The following is a 16,718-nucleotide window of genomic DNA, read 5'->3' on the forward strand; positions in this document are numbered from 1 at the left end:
GAGTTAGGGCCGAATCCAAAAGGAGTCCCCAAAAGTGTTTCTTGCAGCCTCAATCCTCGTGTTTGTCATCTATTTTGCGAACGTGGCGCTGGGGGCGTTTGCGGGCAGCGCTTTTCTTGGGGATGTCGGAGAAATGTTGGTTCTGTTCGCGGCGTCGATCCTGTTCGTTGTCGCAATTCTGAAAAAGGAGGCTGACCGCGACGCAGAAAGCGACAGCTGAATTTTTGCTTGGGAGGGCAATCATGAACAACGACAAGACCGAACTGGCGTCTGCAGAACGCCGCAATTTCCTTAAACTCAGCGCCACGGGTGCGTTTACCGCCGCTCTGGTGGCCGGGGCCGGGGGCGTCCTATGGTCGTCCGAGGCGGCGGCGCAAACCGCCAAGGAAGAAAGCGAGCGTGAGAAGGCAGCGGACCACGTGATGACCATCGCGACCGCCTATGTGCTGGGCGCGTCCCGCAGCTATCCGATCATGCAGTTGGACCTGAAAGAGAACATCCAGAACGCCACCAACGGCAAGGTCTATGTCAAGCTGGCCCCGGGCGGCCAGTTGGGGGCTGGCGGCTCGCTTGTGCAGAAGGTGCAGGGCGGCACAATTCAGGCCGCGCAGCACTCGCTGTCAAACTTTGCGCCGTTTGCGTCCACCGTAGACCTGATCAACATGCCGTATCTCTGCGGCTCGAACCAGCGCTTCACCAACCTCGTGCATTCAGACACATGGCAGAAGGAAGTGCATCCCAAGGTCGAGGCTGCCGGGTTCAAAGCGCTGTTCTATGTGGTGATCGACCCGCGTGTTGTTGCCGTGCGTCAGGGCGGCAACGCCATCGTCACACCCGCCGACATGAGCGGCGTGAAGTTCCGCGTGCCGGGCTCAAAGATGCTGCAGCAGTATTACCGCATGGTCGGCGCGAACCCGACGCCTGTGGCATGGGGTGAGACACCCTCGGCCATCAAGCAGGGCGTGGCGGATGCGCTTGATCCTTCCGTGGGCGCGCTGTTCGTCTTTGGCTTCAAGGATATCCTCAGCCACGTGACCTTTACGCAGGCGGTGCCGGACAGTCAGGTCTATTCCTGTAACCTCGAATGGTTCAACTCGATGCCTGCGGATGTGCAGGAAGGCATCATGTGGGGCTCGGAAATGACCAGCCACCAGAACCTTGCCAAAGTGCCCTCGGCCCGCGCCTATGCCATGGCTGAGCTGAACAAGGCGGGTGTGCAGTTCCAGTCCCTGACCGGTGATCAACTGGCCGAGTGGCAGGATGTCGGCGGCTATCAGCGCTCGGAATGGGACCCGTTCAAGACCGAACTGGCCGGGTCGATGGACGCGTTCGAAAAACTGGTCGAGGCCGCCGGAACGCAGGGCAAATACTACGTCCACGACGCCTGATGCCACTTTGGGCACCCAGCCCCGGGTGCCCGGTTTTTTGCACTGACAGTCAGGCCTGAAATGGCCCAAGACAGAAGGCCTGTGCCTGACTGTTCCATCGCCGAGGGACCCGGATGACCATTCTTCAGAACATAGACCGAAACGCCGAACGCTGGCTGCTGCTGGTGTTCTACGTGATGCTGGTCATCACTATGGCCATCGAGGTCCTTCGGCGCGAGATTTTCGCCTTTTCCTCCATCTGGGGCGAGGAGATTGTCCGCTACTCTTTCATCTACCTCGCGTGGATCGGCGCGGCGGCAGCGGTCAAGGAACGTGCGCATATCCGCATCGACGTGATCATGCACTATCTCGGGCCGCGCCCCAAAGCGCTGCTGTATATCTTCGGCGATCTGGTGATGTTCGTCGTCGCTGTCATCGCCTTGTATTGGTCGTATGAGGCCGTGCATGTCTCGGCCAAGTTCGGATCGGTCACGGATGGGCTGCGGGTGTCCAAGGTCTGGTTCCTGATGGCCGTGCCCACCGGATTTGCCCTGATGATCTGGCGTTTGATCCAGTCGTTTATGCGCGACCTGAAATCCCTTCGCGACGGCACCCCCGTCTTCGAAGGCGACAAGCTGTTTGACTGAGGAGAACCCGGATGCTTTGGAATTCCCTCAATCAAACTGTGGAACTGGGCTGGGATTTCTACGTCCCCGTCATCCTCTTTGTCGGCCTGATCGCGCTGGCTGTTCCGGTTTGGGCGGCCATCGGGACAGCCGCCATCGTCATGCTGGTTATGTCCGGCGACCTGCCATTGAGCCTCGTGGGCGAAAGCCTGTTCACCGGCATCGACGCCTTTGCCCTGACCGCCGTGCCTTTGTTCATCCTGACTGGGGACGTACTGGTCCGCACCGGCCTGTCACGCAAATTCCTGGACGTGGCCGAGGCGCTGACCTGTTTTGCCAAGGGCGGTTTTGGTTCGGCCACTGTTCTGGTCTGCGGCATGTTTGCTGCGATCTCGGGCTCGGACGCCGCAGGGGCCGCCGCGGTGGGGCGCATGACCATCAACCGTCTGGTCGAAAGCGGCTACCCGCGCCCCTATGCTTGCGCTTTGGTGGCGGCGGGGGCCTGTACCGGCATCCTGATCCCGCCCTCGATCGCTTATATCATCATCGGTTTGGTGCTTGGCATTTCTGCCTCGACGCTCTTTTTGGCCGCGCTGATCCCGGGTTTGGCCATTCTGGTCTCGATCCTGATCACCAACATCATCATGAACCGCATCTACGCCTATGAAGGCGGCGGGATGATGACCATGGGCGAATGGCTGGCCAATCTGGGCAAGGCGCTGAAATCCGGCTGGTATGCCTTCATCGTGCCGGGGATCATCTTCTACGGCATCTTCTCGGGCCGACTAACGCCCACCGAGGCCGGTGCCACGGCCGTCGTAGTTACCATTATCATGGGCTTCATCCTTCGTACGCTGACACTGGCCGACTTCCCCTCGATGCTGGTCAGTTCCGCCAAGGTCAACGGGGTGATCCTGCCGATCATCGCCTTTTCGGCCCCTTTGGCCGAGGCGCTGGCGATCATGGGTGTGCCGCAGGGGTTCGTGACATCCGTGACCAACCTGACCGACGACCCGTATCTGCTGATCCTGCTGATGATCGGCATCTTGATTGCTGCAGGCTGCGTCATGGAGACGACACCGAACATTGTGATCCTTGCCCCCATCCTGAAGCCGCTGGCGGACAATATCGGAATGAACGAGATTCAGTTCTGCATCATGATGATCACCGCGCTGGGCGTTGGGTTCATCACCCCGCCGCTGGGTCTGAACCTGTTTGTTGTTTCCGGGATAACCGGAGAATCAATTCTAAAAATCGCAGCCCGTGCTGTTCCCTTTGTCTTGACCATGCTGATTGTGGTTCTGTTGATTGCGTATGTACCAGCAGTCTCAACCACATTGCTTCCTGAAATCTACCAATAGGATTTGCTGAAAATGCCGCGTGATTACTTGAAAAAGGCGACTTTGACGGCGCAATCGCATGCGTCCGAGGTGCACGATACGGTCAAAACCATCCTTGCCGATATCGAGGCAGGCGGCGACGCCAAGGCGATGGAATACGCGGCCAAGTTCGACAAGTTCGACGGCAACGTACTGATGACGCAGGCCGAGATCGACGCCGCCATCGCTTTGGTGCCCGAGAAGCTGAAGGCCGATATCCGCTTTGCCCATGACAACGTGCGTCGCTTTGCTGAGGCCCAGAAAGCGACCGTTTCGGATGTCGAGGTTGAGATTGTGCCGGGCGTCATCGCCGGACAAAAGGCGATCCCGGTCGATGCGGCGGGCTGCTACGTACCGGGCGGTCGCTACAGCCATATCGCGAGCGCGATCATGACTGTGACCACAGCCAAGGTCGCCGGATGCCGCCACATCACCGCCTGCTCTCCGCCAAAACCAGGTGAGGGCGTCGCGCCCGCGATTGTCTATGCCGCGCATATCTGTGGCGCGGACAGCATTCTGGCCATGGGCGGAGTGCAGGGCGTGGCCGCAATGACCTACGGCCTGTTCGGCTTGCCGCGCGCGAATATCCTCGTGGGTCCCGGCAACCAGTTCGTAGCAGAGGCCAAGCGCATCCTCTACGGCAAGGTCGGCATCGACATGATCGCGGGCCCGACTGACAGCCTGATCCTGGCTGATGGGACCTCGGATGCGCATGTGGTGGCAACGGATTTGGTCAGTCAGGCCGAGCATGGGTACAATTCGCCCGTCTGGCTTGTGACAGATGACCGGGTGCTGGCGCAGAAGGTTATGGACCTGGTGCCCGCCCTGATCGAAGACCTGCCGGAACTGAACCGCGAAAACGCATCTGCGGCGTGGCGCGACTATGCCGAGGTGATCGTCTGTTCCGACCGCGAAGAAATGGCCACCTGTTCCGACGAATACGCCCCCGAACACCTGACCGTTCAGGCCGAGGATCTGGATTGGTGGCTGGACCGGCTCACCTGCTATGGCTCGTTGTTTTTGGGCGAAGAGACCACCGTGTCCTACGGAGACAAGGCCACCGGCACCAACCACGTACTGCCGACCTCAGGCGCGGCCAGCTATACTGGCGGACTGAGCGTGCACAAATATATGAAGATCGTCACCTGGCAGCGGGCCACGCGCGAAGGATCGAAACCCATCGCCGTGGCAACCGCCCGCATTTCCCGTCTGGAAGGGATGGAGGGGCATGCGCGCGCCGCCGATGTGCGGCTGGCCAAGTATTTCCCTGATGAACAGTTTGACCTGACCGCCGATGGATGACCCCCGCGCGCTATTCGATCTGTCCGGTCGGGTCGCCTGTGTCACCGGAGCAAGCGCGGGTCTTGGGCGGCGTGTGGCGCAGGTGCTGGCTGCTGCCGGGGCAAAGGTCGTGGGCGTGGCGCGCCGTGCGGAGGCACTGAACCAGCTTTGCGACGAGATTGGAGAGCGGTGCGCGGCGGTTGTTGGAGATGTGGCCGACCGGGCGCATACGGGGGCGATGGTCGAAAGCGTTTCCTCTAAATTCGGACCACCCGACATTCTCGTCCACGCCGCCGGGATCAACACGCGCGAGGTGGCGGATGACGTGACTGAAGACGGCTGGGACACGACTCTGGCGCTGAACCTCAGCGCGCCGTTTTTTCTGAGTCAGGCCATGGTGCCCGCGATGAAAGCGCGCGGCTGGGGTCGGATCGTTAACTTCGCTTCGCTGCAGACAACCCGCGCCTTTCCTGGCGGCATTGCCTATGGTGCGACCAAAGCCGGGGTCGGGCAACTGACCCGCGCCATGGCCGAGGCCTGGTCGCCCCACGGCATCACCGCCAACGCCATCGGGCCGGGGTTCTTCCCGACCGAGTTGACGCAGACCGTATTCGACGACCCCGAACGCGCGGCCCGCAATGCGGCGCAAACCTGCATGGACCGCAACGGACGGCTAGAGGATATCGACGGCCCGATCCTGTTCCTGTGCTCGAAAGCCTCAAACTACGTGACAGGCCAGATCCTCATGGTTGACGGGGGGTTCACGGCGAAATGAAAGCTCTGGTTTATGACGGCGTCGAACAACTGACGTTTCGGGAGGTTCCCGATCCAGCCCCCGGCCCGGGTGAGCATCTGGTGCGGGTTGAAACGGTTGGCATTTGCGGCTCGGATATGCACGCCTATCTCGGGCACGACGCGCGGCGGCCCGCGCCGCTGATACTGGGGCATGAGGCTGCGGGCGTGATTGTGGGCGGGCCACAGGACGGCAAACGCGTCACCATTAACCCCCTGATCACCTGTGGAACTTGCCCGGCCTGCACGGCAGGGCGCGAGAATATTTGTGCGAACCGTCAAATCATATCGATGCCGCCACGCGAAGGAGCCTTCGCGCAATTTGTCGCGATGCCCGGGGCCAATCTGATCGAGGTGCCCGATCACGTGCCCTTGTCCAAAGCCGCACTGGCGGAACCTCTGGCGGTCAGTTGGCACACGGTACGGCTGACGGTTGAGGCCTTGCACCCCTCGATGGACAGACAAGCGTTGGTCATCGGCGGCGGCGCGATTGGCCTCGCGGCAGCGCTGGCGCTGCAGGCGATGGGGATTGAGGACATAACCATTTCTGAGCCGCACGATCTGCGGCGCGAGTTCCTTGGCAAACATTGCGCGTTCAATCTTGTGGCCGCGCCCGAGGCCGAGTTCCCGCTGGTGATCGACGCGGTTGGCTATGCGGCGACCCGCGCCACCGCCTCGATCTGTGCGGCACCCGGCGGCGTCATCGCGCATGTGGGTCTGGGCGAGGATACCGGCGGCCTAGACATCCGGCGCATGACCCTGCAAGAGATTTCCTTCATCGGTACCTACACCTACACCGCCGACGATTTCCGGCAAACGGCGCAGGCCATATTCGATGGTAGGCTCGGCCCCGTGGACTGGACCGAAGAACGGGCCTTGTCCGATGGCGGGCAGGCCTTTCGCGAACTGCGCACTGGCGCGGTTGCATCCCCCAAGATTATCCTGAACCCGTGGGACTAAACCTGCAGCAGAGGAGGCAGACATGTATAAGAAAATCCTTGTTCCGATGGCGCTGGACCACGGCATTTCGCAGCACACGCTGGAAGTGGCCCGCGCGCTGTCCGCAGACGGAGCCCAAATCATCGCTCTGCATGTCTATGAGATGCCGCAGGGATCAGTCAGTGCCTATCTCGACAAATCCGTCGTCACCGAAGCCTATGAGCGCGCGCGCAGCCAACTGCTGGACAAGATCGAAGGGCTGGAGGGCGTGACCGCCGATATCGTCAAGGGCCACACCGCCCGCACCATCATCGACTACGCTGCCGAACACGCGGCGGATTGCATTGTCATCGGGTCGCACAAGCCCGACCTGAGCGACTATTTCCTTGGATCGACCGCGTCACGGGTCGTTCGACACGCCCCCTGCGCCGTTCACGTGCATCGCGGGGTCTGACCGTTCAATCGCGCCGCGTGCGCCCCAAACAGGACTGACTGCTGGACATGAATATCGACAAGAAGATCACTGACGATCTGGTGGCGAACGATATCTCGTTCGTGACCACCGTCCCCTGCAAGCAACTGGCTGGCGTCATCGACGAAATAGACCAGCGGGACGGTATCTACCACATCCCCTCGAACAAAGAGGATGAGGGGATGGGCCTGTGCGCAGGCGCTTGGATGGGCGGCAAGCGCCCGGCAATCATCATGCAGAACACCGCCATCGGCGTGACGATCAACACGCTGGCGACTTTGATCCAGTACTACCGGATGCCGCTGCCAATGCTGATCTCGTACAGGGGGGAATTGCGCGAACCCATCGCCTGTCAGGTTGAAATGGCGGTGCACACCAAAGCCCTGTTGGTGCAGTTGAACATCCCGACCTACCACTTCCACCACCAGCAGGATGTCGAGGAACTGGACGCGATCCTGAAATACACCTTCATGTGCAACAAGCCGGTCGCCATCCTGACCGACGCCAACTTCTGGGGAGGCTATGGCGACCAATGATCCGTTCTGAAATCCTGAAAGAAATCGCTCCGATCCTGCGGGATCAGCTTGTAGTCTGCAACATCGGCATCCCCAGTCAGGAGTTGCACGCCATCGACGATCAGCCCACCAATTTCTACATGCTGGGCACGATGGGGTTGGCCTCGTCCATCGGTCTGGGTCTGGCGCTGGCGCAGCCGAAACCGGTGATCGTGATCGACGGCGACGGCTCGATCCTGACCAATCTGGGCACACTGCCGACCATCGCCAACAACGTCGCCGACAATTACATCCTGCTGATCGTGGACAATGGCTCTTACGGCTCGACCGGCGATCAGCCCACCTATGCCGGACAGAAGACCTCACTGTCGAAGATGGCCGAGGCCGCAGGATGTGAGCGCGTGATCGAGTGTCAGGCGGAAGACACGGGCCGGGTGCTGCAAGAGGCGCTGGACGCGAAGCAGATGACCATCATCGTCAGCAAATGCGAAAGCGGTAACGCCAAGATGCCTCCGATCACGATGGACCCGGTGGTAATCCGCGACCGGTTTATGAAGGCCGTTCAGGCCTGATGCCATCCAGCGCCATTCACAGCGCTGAGGACGCCCGCCGCCTCGCGCGGCGGCGTTTGCCGTGGATGGTGTTCGATTATATCGACGGGGCCGCCGGGGCGGAAACCGGCGCGGCCCGCAACCGCGCTGCGCTGGACGCGATGACCTTGCGGCCCCGTATTCTGCGCGATGTCAGCCAACGGTCGCTGAGCAGCGCGATCTTTGGCAAGCCTGCCCAGCGTCCGTTCGGCATCGCCCCGATGGGGATGTGCAACCTGTCCGCGCCGGGTGCAGATCTGATGCTGGCCCGACTGGCCGCGCGCTGGACGGTGCCGCTGGGCGTGTCCACGGTCGCCTCGACCCCGATGGAGGACCTGATTGAAACCGCCGAGGGCAACGCTTGGTTCCAGCTTTACTTCAGCGGCGACGGCTCCGGCACGTTCAAGCTGGTGGACCGTGCCAAGGCGGCAGGCTACGAGACCCTAGTTCTGACCGTGGACGTGCCCGAGGTCGGTCGGCGACCGCGAGAGTTGCGCCACGGGTTTCGAATGCCGTTCCGTATCGGTCCGCGCCAGTTTGTCGATTTTGCCCTGCATCCGCGCTGGTCGCTAAAGACTCTGATCAAGGGCAGGCCGCAAATGGCCAATTTCCTGATGGAGGGGTACGCGTTCGATCGCACCGAAAGCCGTGCAAAGGCGGATTGGGATACGCTGGGCCGGTTGCGCGATCAATGGCAGGGCAAGCTGGTGGTCAAGGGCGTTCTGGACCCGGAAGATGCGGTTGCGCTGAAACAGGCCGGGGTGGATGCGATCCAGGTCTCCAGCCACGGCGCGCGGCAGTTGGACAGCGCTCCTGCGCCGTTCCTGATGCTGCCCGAAATCCGAAAGGCGGTCGGGCAGGATTTCCCCCTTTTCTACGACAGCGGCCTGCGGTCCGGTGAGGATGCGTTAAAAGCGCTGTTGAGCGGTGCCGACTTCGTTTTCTTTGGCCGCATTCTGCAATTCGCAATCGCTGCAGAAGGCAAAAACGGGCTGGACCAGCTCTGGTCCGTTCTGAGCGATGAAATGAGCGTCGCTATGGCACAGATCGGCCTGACTTCGGTTGGCCGAACCTAGCCGCCTGCCGTCTCTGGCCGTTTCGGCTTTCCACCAACCGCTGCGGTGATATCTCGGGCCGCTGCTGCGACCAACGCACCGAACCGGGTCACGGAAGCATCCCGAAACCGCGCGGTGGGGCCGGATACCGAGACACCAGCGAAGGGTTCACCCTGTTCGTTGTAAATCGCGGCCCCGATGCAGGACATGCCCGAATGCCGTTCCTCTTCGTCAAAGGACCAGCCCCGTTCCCGAATGCGGTCGAGATCGGACAACAAGGCCTCGACATCTGCCAGGGTGCGCTGCGTGAAACCTTCGAACCGCGCCCCGGACAGGATTTTGTCCAGCGCCGCGCGCGACATGGCCGCCAGCAACGCTTTGCCCGTACCCGAGGCGTACATCGGCGTTCGTGACCCGGCTGGGAAAAACGCACGGATCGGGTTGCTGGTTTCGATCTGGCTGACAAAGACCACATCAGCACCATCCGGCATCGCCATATTCGCGGTTTCGCCTGTGTCGTGCATCAGCTTGCGCATGATGGGGCGGCCGATTTCGACCACATTGTTGCGTTTCAGAAAGGACGCGCCGGTCCGGTAAGCCTCGATCCCGACCATCCACTCCTGCCGGGTTTCATCGAAGCTTACGAAGCCCCGGTTGGACAATGTGGTCAGTATCCTGTGCGTCGTCGCGGTGGGCACACCAGTTTCGCGGCTCAGATCGCTGAGTGTGCAGCGTTCCAGCTGCGCCACCGCGCTGAGCGTTCCCAGCGCGCGGTCCAGTGATTGCATCGTTCCGGCCGAACTTTCCTTGAACTGCGATTTCGGACGACCCCGCGCGCGTTGCTGAGTTTTCACCGTTGATTCCTTGTTTTTCACACTGGCTCACAGGTGTTTTCGCATATTTTTTCATTAATGAAAAATGTAACCTCAAAAATGAAAAAATATCTGATCCTTCTATTACAAGGCTTTGGGCCAGTTTTTCGCCTGCCAAAAAACATTTTCGAGAAAATTGCAAAACTCCGCGTCGGATAAGATGCTTTTACCAAAGCGGAGGAAGATGCGATGTCCAACCAAAACCCGGTGTTCATACCCGGCCCGACCAATATCCCGGATCGTGTGCGTTTGGCCATGCAGGTTCAGACGCAGGACCACCGCGCGCCGGATTTCGTGGAAACTTTCGCGCCTGTGCTGCAGGACACCAAGAAGGTTTTCGGCACAACCTCGGGTCAGATCGTCACCTTCCCGGCCAGCGGGACCGGCGGGTGGGAGGCGTCGATCACCAACACGCTCAGCCCCGGCGACACGGTTCTGGTCGCGCGCTATGGTATGTTCAGTCACCGCTGGATCGATCTGTGTCAGCGTCACGGGCTGGACGTGCGTATCATTGATTGCCCATGGGGCAGCGGTGCCCCGGCAGACAAGTTCGCGGAGATTCTCGCCAACGATACGGGCCGCCAGATCAGGGCGGTTCTGGTTACCCATAACGAGACAGCCACCGGCGTCCGGTCGGATATCGGCGCAGTGCGCAAGGCAATTGATGCCAGGGACCACCCGGCAATGCTGTTTGTCGATTGCGTCAGTTCGCTGGCCTCGATGCCGTTCGAGTTTGATGCGTGGGGTGTAGATATCGCCGTCTCGGGCTCGCAGAAAGGGTTCATGCTGGCGGCGGGAATGGCCATTCTATGCGTCAGCCCAAAAGCAATTGACGCGATGGAACAGGCAAAGTTGCCGCGCACCTATTTCGACTTCCGCGATATGATGTCGGCGAACGCTTCAGGCGGGTTTCCCTATACACCGCCGCTGCAACTGATCTATGGCATGCGGGAAAGCCTGAAGATGCTGTTCGAAGAAGGCCTCGACAACGTTTATGCGCGCCACTTCCGTCTGGCCGAGGGCGTGCGCAAGGCCATTGCTGCGTGGGGGCTGCAGTTGGTTGCACAGTCGCCGGACCTGTATTCCGACACGGTCAGCGCGATCTATGTGCCCGACGGGTTCGACAGCAACGCTTTGACCGACCACGCGTTCAACGCCTATGGCGTCAGCTTCGGTATCGGTCTGGGTGAGATGAACGGCAAGGCCTTCCGCATCGGCCATCTGGGCAGCCTGACCGACGTTATGGTTCTGTCCGGCCTCGCGACGGTCGAGATGGCGATGGCCGATCTGGACTATCCCATCGCGCTGGGCAGCGGCGTTGCGGCGGCGCAGGAGTTCTTTCGCTCGGGCAGCGCGAACTCTTTGCAATCCGTGGCTTGAGGACAGTTCCGATGCTTGACGACATGACGACAGCCGATTGCCTGACCCTTGCCGATATGCAACAGGCGCATGACCGGATCAGGCCCCATATCAATCGCACTCCGGTTATACGGTCGGCCTTTCTGGACGATGTGACCGGTGCGCAGCTTTTCTTCAAATGCGAGAACCTGCAGGAAGCCGGGGCCTTCAAGGTCCGCGGGGCCTGCAACGCGGTCTTTGGTCTGAACGATGAGGCCGCAGCGCGCGGTGTCTGCACCCATTCTTCCGGCAACCATGCGCTTAGCCTGTCCTATGCGGCGGGTCGGCGGGGTATTCCGTGCAACGTGGTGATGCCGCGCACAGCGCCGCAGGCCAAGAAAGACGCAGTGCGCCGCTATGGCGGGATCATCACCGAATGCGAGCCGTCAACAACCTCGCGCGAGGCGGTGTTTGCCGAGGTCCAGGCCAGCACCGGCGGCGAGTTTGTGCACCCCTATAACGACCCGCGCGTGATTGCGGGGCAGGCGACCTGTTCGGCGGAATTGCTGGAACAGACGGACGGGCTGGATGCGGTGGTCGCGCCGATTGGCGGGGGTGGCATGATTTCGGGCACCTGCCTGACCCTGTCCAACCTTGCGCCCGACGTGAACATCTATGCCGCCGAGCCGGAACAGGCCGATGATGCCTATCGCAGTTTCAAAGCCGGGCACATCATTGCCGATGACGCGCCCGTAACCGTCGCCGATGGGTTGAAGGTGCCGCTAAAGGACAACACTTGGTATTTCGTGTCGAACTTCGTGTGCGATATTCACACGGCCAGCGAGCAAGAGATCATCGACGCGATGAAGATCACCTGGAAGCACCTGCGCATTGTGATGGAGCCCAGCAGCGCCGTGCCGTTGGCCACCATTCTGAAGAACCCGGATGTGTTCCGGGGCCAGCGCGTTGGGGTGATCATAACCGGCGGCAATGTGGATCTGGATAAACTGCCCTGGATCAGGGGCTGAGGAGGAAGTCATGAACAAGCCTGTAAACATAGATCAACTGGACGTTGGCTTCGACATCCCAGCCGCCATCGGCATGGATGAGGCCGAGATTCAAACCCCCGCCCTGGTGCTGGATCTGGACGCGCTTGAGCGTAACATCAAAAAGATGGGCGACTATGCCAAGGCGCACGGGATGCGCCACCGGGTGCATGGCAAGATGCATAAATCTGTGGACATCGCGCAGTTGCAGGTCGATCTGGGCGGGGCCTGCGGGGTCTGTTGCCAGAAAGTGTCCGAGGCCGAGGTTTTTGCCCGAGGCGGCATCAAGGATGTCCTGGTCTCCAATCAGGTGCGCGACCCGGCCAAGATCGACCGTCTGGCACGGATGCCCAAACTGGGCGCGCGGACGATCTGTTGCGTGGACGATATCGACAACGTTGCAGACCTGTCCGAGGCCGCGCAGCGTCATGGCACGGAAATCGAATGTCTGGTGGAAATCGACTGCGGTGCAGGCCGCTGCGGTGTGACGACCACCCCCGAAGTGATTGCCATCGCCAAGGCCATAGATGCCGCGCCGGGGCTGAGGTTTGCGGGCATTCAGGCCTATCAGGGTGCAATGCAGCACATGGACCGCTACGAGGACCGCAAGGCCAAGATCGACATCGCCGTGGCACAGGTGAAAGACGCTGTAGAGGGTCTGAAAGCCGAAGGTCTGGACTGTGACATCGTCGGCGGCGGTGGAACGGGTTCGTACTACTTCGAAAGCACCTCGGGCGTTTACAATGAGCTGCAGTGCGGCTCCTACGCCTTCATGGATGCCGATTATGGCCGCATTCTGGACAAGGATGGTAACCGTATCGACCGGGGAGAATGGGAAAACGCGTTCTTCATCCTCACCAGCGTCATGAGCCACGCCAAGGCGGACAAGGCCATCGTGGATGCGGGCCTCAAGGCGCAGTCGGTGGATAGTGGCCTGCCGGTGATCTTTGGGCGCTCGGATGTGGAATACATCAAATGTTCGGACGAGCATGGCGTTGTTGCCGACCCGGACGGGGTTCTGAAAGTCAACGACAAGCTGCGGTTGGTGCCGGGGCACTGTGACCCGACGGCCAATATGCACGATTGGTATGTGGGTGTGCGGGGTGGCAAGGTTGAAACCCTGTGGCCGGTATCAGCACGCGGCAAGGCGTTTTGAGCCGAGGGGGAGGAGCATGAAGGACATGTCTGAGAAGGGCCTGCTGATCGTCGGAGAAGACCTGTGTCAGCAACTGGTCGGGCGTAAGGATGCGTTCACCGCGGTCGAGGCCGTGTTCGCGGCCATGGCCCGCGGCGATGCCTATAACTTCCCGGTCATTCGAGAGGCCATTGGATATGCCGACGCTTTATACGGCTTCAAATCCGGCTTCGACCGGGCGGGGCAGGTGTTGGGTGTAAAATCCGGCGGGTACTGGCCGGGAAACATGGACAAGGGCCTGACCAACCATCAGTCCACCGTGTTTCTGTTCGACCCCGATACGGGCCAACTGGCCGCGCTGGTTGGCGGTAACTATCTGACGGCTGTGCGGACAGCCGCATCATCTGCGGTGTCGATTGCCCATCTGGCGCGACAGGACGCCAAAGTGCTGGGCATGGTCGGTGCGGGCCACCAATCCGCGTTCCAACTGCGCGCGGCTGCCGAGCAGCGCGATTTCGAGAAAGTGGTCGCCTGGAACCCGCACCCGGATATGCTGCCGCGTCTTCAGGCAGTGGCGGAGGAGATTGGTCTGGAGTTCGAAGCCGTCTCGCAACAGGAACTGGGCGCGCAGGCGGATGTGATTATCACCATCACATCAGCGTTCGAACCGCTGTTGATGCGGGACTGGATCAAGCCCGGCACCCATCTGGCCTGCATGGGCACCGACACCAAAGGCAAGCAAGAAGTCGACCCGACGCTGGTTGCAGCCGCCACAGTGTTCACCGATGAGCCCGCCCAATCCACCACCATCGGCGAGGCGCAGCACGCGATTGCAGACGGATCGTTGACGCCAGATCAGATCACACCGATCGGTGCTGTGATCAATGGCGATCTTCCGGGGCGGAGCAGCGCTGACGAAATCACTCTGTTCGACGGAACCGGTGTCGGTTTGCAAGACCTCGCCGTGGCTTCGGTTGCCGCACGGTTGGCGGAGGAAAAAGGATTGGCGCAGCGGGCAGCCCTCTAGCGTCTGCCCAAAGCTGGGATTCAACAGATCACCGCGACAGCATGCGGCGCTTTTCGGCCATAGCCTCCCGGCGGCTCTGTTCGATCCCCAGCTTGAAGGATTCCTCGACAAAGTCGATGTGATCGGTCGCCGCCTTTTCGGCGCGCGCTTCGTCGCCGTCGATGACTGCCCGGCCCAGTTCCAAGTGCTGCTGCAACAGCTTCTCGCCGGTTCCGTCTATGCTTCGTAGAAAGTCGCGATTGTAGAACACGCCCCGGCGGGTCAGGTCATAGATTGACGCCATCATGTGGATCAGCGTGGCGTTTTGGCTGGCATCCACAATCGCCGAGTGCAGGGCAAAATCCGCCTCTTGCGAAGCTTTCGTATCGCTTTCCCGCCAGGCACGCTCGTTTTCGTCCAGAATCTCGGCAATCCGTTCCTTGTCGGCCTTTGTTGCCCGTCGTGCGGCAAGCCGGGCGGCAAAGCCTTCCTGCTCTCTGCGATATTCGAGATAGTCGAAAAAGGCGGGCTCGTGCCGTTGGTACAGGGCCAAAAGGGCTGGCATCATGGCTTGTCCTGTCAGCGCAGCCACAAACGTGCCTTCGCCATGTTGCGTGGTGACAAGTCCGCGTTCTTCTAGCACCGCTAGCGCTTCACGCAGCTTCGGGCGCGACACGCGCAGCATCTCGGCCAGATCACGCTCTGACGGGAGTTTGCGGCCCTGTTTCAGGATACCCGAGGCGATCAGGTCTTCGATCTGCGATATCACGGCTTCAGCCAGCGATTCGTGTCCGACCGGTTCAAAAATCGCCATGCTGCTCATGTTGGTCCGCCTCTGTTTGATCCGGGCACAGTGCCAGTGGTAAACAAATATAACCATATCTGCAAAAAATTCAAGCGGCTGAATTATTGGATTGAGATCGCTGTAGAGCCCTAAATATAAATGATTTTTAACGACTGACGGCACGACGCAGCATGGTGCGGCGCCGCGCTTTCATCAGAAATTGCGGCACCCAAGCTCGCCTTGGTGGACCTCAGTGGTAAATAAAATTATTGACTGGATGGTGATGGTAAAGTTAGTTTACCACCGGAGAGGCGCTGGAAGAGCCTGCGCCGCTGATCGGGCAAACATCCCGACCAACCCTGGAGGAGATTTCATGAAGAAGACCCTGACGAGCCTCGCTGTGGCCGCCAGCCTAATTGCCGCACCTGCGGTTGCGGCTGACAAGCTGCTGCTGAAAACCCCGATTGCATTCTCGACCGAACTGCCGGGTCTGGGCTCGCCCATTCCGCGCGTTGCCGAACAGCTTGACCTGATGTCGGGCGGCACGCTGAAGATGAAAGTGTACGAGCCGGGCAAACTGGTTCCGCCGTTCGAGATTCTGGATGCCGTTTCCACTGGCAAGATCAACTCGGGTTACACCACCGCTGGTTACTGGGCTGGTAAAATCCCCGCCGCGCCGCTGTTCTCGGCCGTTCCTTTCGGCCCCGAGGCAGGCGAATACATGGCGTGGCTGTATTACGGCAACGGCCTGAAACTGTATCAGGAAATGTATGATCAGGCGGGCTACAATGTGCACGTCATGCCCTGCGCCATCATCGCGCCCGAAACCTCGGGCTGGTTCGCGACCGAGATCAACAGCCCCGAGGACCTGAACGGCCTGAAGATGCGCTTCTTCGGCCTGGGCGGCAAAGTGATGCAGAAGCTGGGCGTTGCAACCTCGCTGCTGCCGGGTGGTGAAATCTTCCCCGCACTGGAAAAAGGTGCCATCGACGCGACCGAGTTCTCGATGCCCGCCATCGACCAGCGTCTGGGCTTCCACAAGCTGGTCAAGTTCAACTACTTCCCCGGCTGGCACCAGCAGGCGACCGTGTTTGAACTGATGATCAACAAGGACGTCTGGAACGAGACCAGCGATCAGCACAAGGCGATCATCGAAACCGCCTGTAAGGCCTCGATGGCAGACAGCTTTGCCGAAGGTGAAGCCATCCAGCACGCCGCGTTGATCGACAACGTCGAAAACAACGGTGTCACCATCAAGCAGTGGTCGCCCGAGATGCTGGACACGTTCCGCGCCACCTGGGAAGAAGTTGCCGCCGAAGAGGCTGCCAATGACGCTTTCTTCGCTCAGGTTCTGGCCGACATGAACGAGTTCCGCGAAGGCTATGACCTGTGGAAGACCAACGCCTTCCTCCCGCGTCAGTAACCTCCTGACTGACGAAACCGGAGCGGCGGCAACCGCTGCTCCGGTCACTTCTTTCCAAACCCGGAATTTCTAACCTTTCACTGCCCGCGCGCCGGGCT

At 60.5% G+C, this 16,718-nt stretch carries 18 protein-coding genes; 16 read left to right on the forward strand and 2 right to left on the reverse strand.

Annotation, left to right across the window (positions count from 1 at the left end):
• Nucleotides 1-34 precede the first annotated feature (34 nt).
• The 11 genes from ACR0JN_RS18185 (at nt 35) to ACR0JN_RS18235 (ending at nt 9,037) form a co-directional block, all read left to right on the forward strand.
• Entirely contained in the window at nt 35-220 is a 186-nt protein-coding gene (locus ACR0JN_RS18185) for a hypothetical protein (protein ID WP_480818470.1), read from the forward strand.
• Nucleotides 221-242: 22 nt separating this feature from the next.
• Nucleotides 243-1,388 carry a TRAP transporter substrate-binding protein gene (locus tag ACR0JN_RS18190; protein ID WP_480818469.1) on the forward strand — a complete coding sequence of 382 codons (1,146 nt, stop codon included), beginning with the start codon at nt 243-245 and terminating at the stop codon, nt 1,386-1,388.
• Nucleotides 1,389-1,501: 113 nt separating this feature from the next.
• Nucleotides 1,502-2,014, forward strand: coding sequence for a TRAP transporter small permease (locus ACR0JN_RS18195; RefSeq protein WP_480818468.1), 513 nt, complete (start codon nt 1,502-1,504; stop codon nt 2,012-2,014).
• Between the two features lie 11 nt (nt 2,015-2,025).
• Complete coding sequence (locus tag ACR0JN_RS18200) at nt 2,026-3,354, forward strand: TRAP transporter large permease (protein WP_480818467.1); 1,329 nt, start codon at nt 2,026-2,028, stop codon at nt 3,352-3,354.
• A 12-nt stretch (nt 3,355-3,366) separates the two neighbouring features.
• A complete protein-coding gene (gene hisD / locus ACR0JN_RS18205; RefSeq protein WP_480887772.1) occupies nt 3,367-4,674 on the forward strand; it encodes a histidinol dehydrogenase in 1,308 nt (435 codons plus the stop codon).
• A complete protein-coding gene (locus ACR0JN_RS18210) occupies nt 4,667-5,428 on the forward strand; it encodes an SDR family NAD(P)-dependent oxidoreductase (RefSeq protein ID WP_480887774.1) in 762 nt (253 codons plus the stop codon). The genes hisD and ACR0JN_RS18210 overlap by 8 nt, the downstream gene beginning before the upstream one ends.
• On the forward strand, nt 5,425-6,405 hold the full coding sequence (locus tag ACR0JN_RS18215; protein ID WP_480887776.1) for a zinc-dependent alcohol dehydrogenase: 981 nt from the start codon (nt 5,425-5,427) through the stop codon (nt 6,403-6,405). The genes ACR0JN_RS18210 and ACR0JN_RS18215 overlap by 4 nt, the downstream gene beginning before the upstream one ends.
• Before the next feature lie 22 nt (nt 6,406-6,427).
• Nucleotides 6,428-6,838, forward strand: coding sequence for a universal stress protein (locus ACR0JN_RS18220; RefSeq protein WP_480818463.1), 411 nt, complete (start codon nt 6,428-6,430; stop codon nt 6,836-6,838).
• 47 nt (nt 6,839-6,885) lie between these two features.
• The gene (locus ACR0JN_RS18225) at nt 6,886-7,392 is read left to right on the forward strand and encodes a sulfopyruvate decarboxylase subunit alpha (RefSeq protein WP_480887778.1); all 507 of its coding nucleotides are present in this window, start codon (nt 6,886-6,888) and stop codon (nt 7,390-7,392) included.
• The gene (gene comE, locus ACR0JN_RS18230) at nt 7,389-7,943 is read left to right on the forward strand and encodes a sulfopyruvate decarboxylase subunit beta (RefSeq protein WP_480887780.1); all 555 of its coding nucleotides are present in this window, start codon (nt 7,389-7,391) and stop codon (nt 7,941-7,943) included. The genes ACR0JN_RS18225 and comE overlap by 4 nt, the downstream gene beginning before the upstream one ends.
• Nucleotides 7,943-9,037: an alpha-hydroxy acid oxidase gene (locus ACR0JN_RS18235; RefSeq protein WP_480887783.1), complete on the forward strand. Its 1,095-nt coding sequence runs from the start codon at nt 7,943-7,945 to the stop codon at nt 9,035-9,037. Before comE ends, ACR0JN_RS18235 begins: the two co-directional genes overlap by 1 nt.
• On the opposite strand, the gene ACR0JN_RS18240 is transcribed toward ACR0JN_RS18235, so the two are convergent.
• Nucleotides 9,034-9,870, reverse strand: coding sequence for an IclR family transcriptional regulator (locus ACR0JN_RS18240; protein ID WP_480887785.1), 837 nt, complete (start codon nt 9,868-9,870; stop codon nt 9,034-9,036). The two genes, ACR0JN_RS18235 and ACR0JN_RS18240, sit on opposite strands and share 4 nt — an antisense overlap.
• Nucleotides 9,871-10,077: 207 nt before the next feature.
• On the opposite strand from ACR0JN_RS18240, the gene bhcA reads away from it, so the two are divergent.
• Genes bhcA through bhcD form a run of 4 tightly spaced genes read left to right on the forward strand, consistent with a single transcriptional unit; the run spans nt 10,078 to nt 14,434 of the window.
• Nucleotides 10,078-11,268, forward strand: a complete 1,191-nt coding sequence (gene bhcA / locus ACR0JN_RS18245) for an L-aspartate--glyoxylate aminotransferase BhcA (RefSeq protein ID WP_480887788.1) — start codon at nt 10,078-10,080, stop codon at nt 11,266-11,268.
• A gap of 11 nt (nt 11,269-11,279) precedes the next feature.
• A complete protein-coding gene (bhcB, locus tag ACR0JN_RS18250; RefSeq protein ID WP_480887790.1) occupies nt 11,280-12,254 on the forward strand; it encodes a beta-hydroxyaspartate dehydratase BhcB in 975 nt (324 codons plus the stop codon).
• Between the two features lie 10 nt (nt 12,255-12,264).
• Nucleotides 12,265-13,428 (forward strand): 3-hydroxy-D-aspartate aldolase BhcC, encoded by a 1,164-nt coding sequence (gene bhcC / locus ACR0JN_RS18255; protein WP_480887792.1) that lies wholly within the window; start codon nt 12,265-12,267, stop codon nt 13,426-13,428.
• Between the two features lie 16 nt (nt 13,429-13,444).
• Nucleotides 13,445-14,434 (forward strand): iminosuccinate reductase BhcD, encoded by a 990-nt coding sequence (bhcD, locus tag ACR0JN_RS18260; RefSeq protein ID WP_480887795.1) that lies wholly within the window; start codon nt 13,445-13,447, stop codon nt 14,432-14,434.
• 28 nt (nt 14,435-14,462) lie between these two features.
• Here bhcD and ACR0JN_RS18265 read toward each other — a convergent pair whose 3' ends face one another.
• Nucleotides 14,463-15,236, reverse strand: coding sequence for a FadR/GntR family transcriptional regulator (locus ACR0JN_RS18265; RefSeq protein ID WP_480818454.1), 774 nt, complete (start codon nt 15,234-15,236; stop codon nt 14,463-14,465).
• A 334-nt stretch (nt 15,237-15,570) separates the two neighbouring features.
• On the opposite strand from ACR0JN_RS18265, the gene ACR0JN_RS18270 reads away from it, so the two are divergent.
• A complete protein-coding gene (locus ACR0JN_RS18270; RefSeq protein ID WP_480887796.1) occupies nt 15,571-16,620 on the forward strand; it encodes a TRAP transporter substrate-binding protein in 1,050 nt (349 codons plus the stop codon).
• The last annotated feature ends 98 nt before the right edge of the window (nt 16,621-16,718 follow it).

The organism is Ruegeria sp. G12 (genome assembly GCF_056533565.1).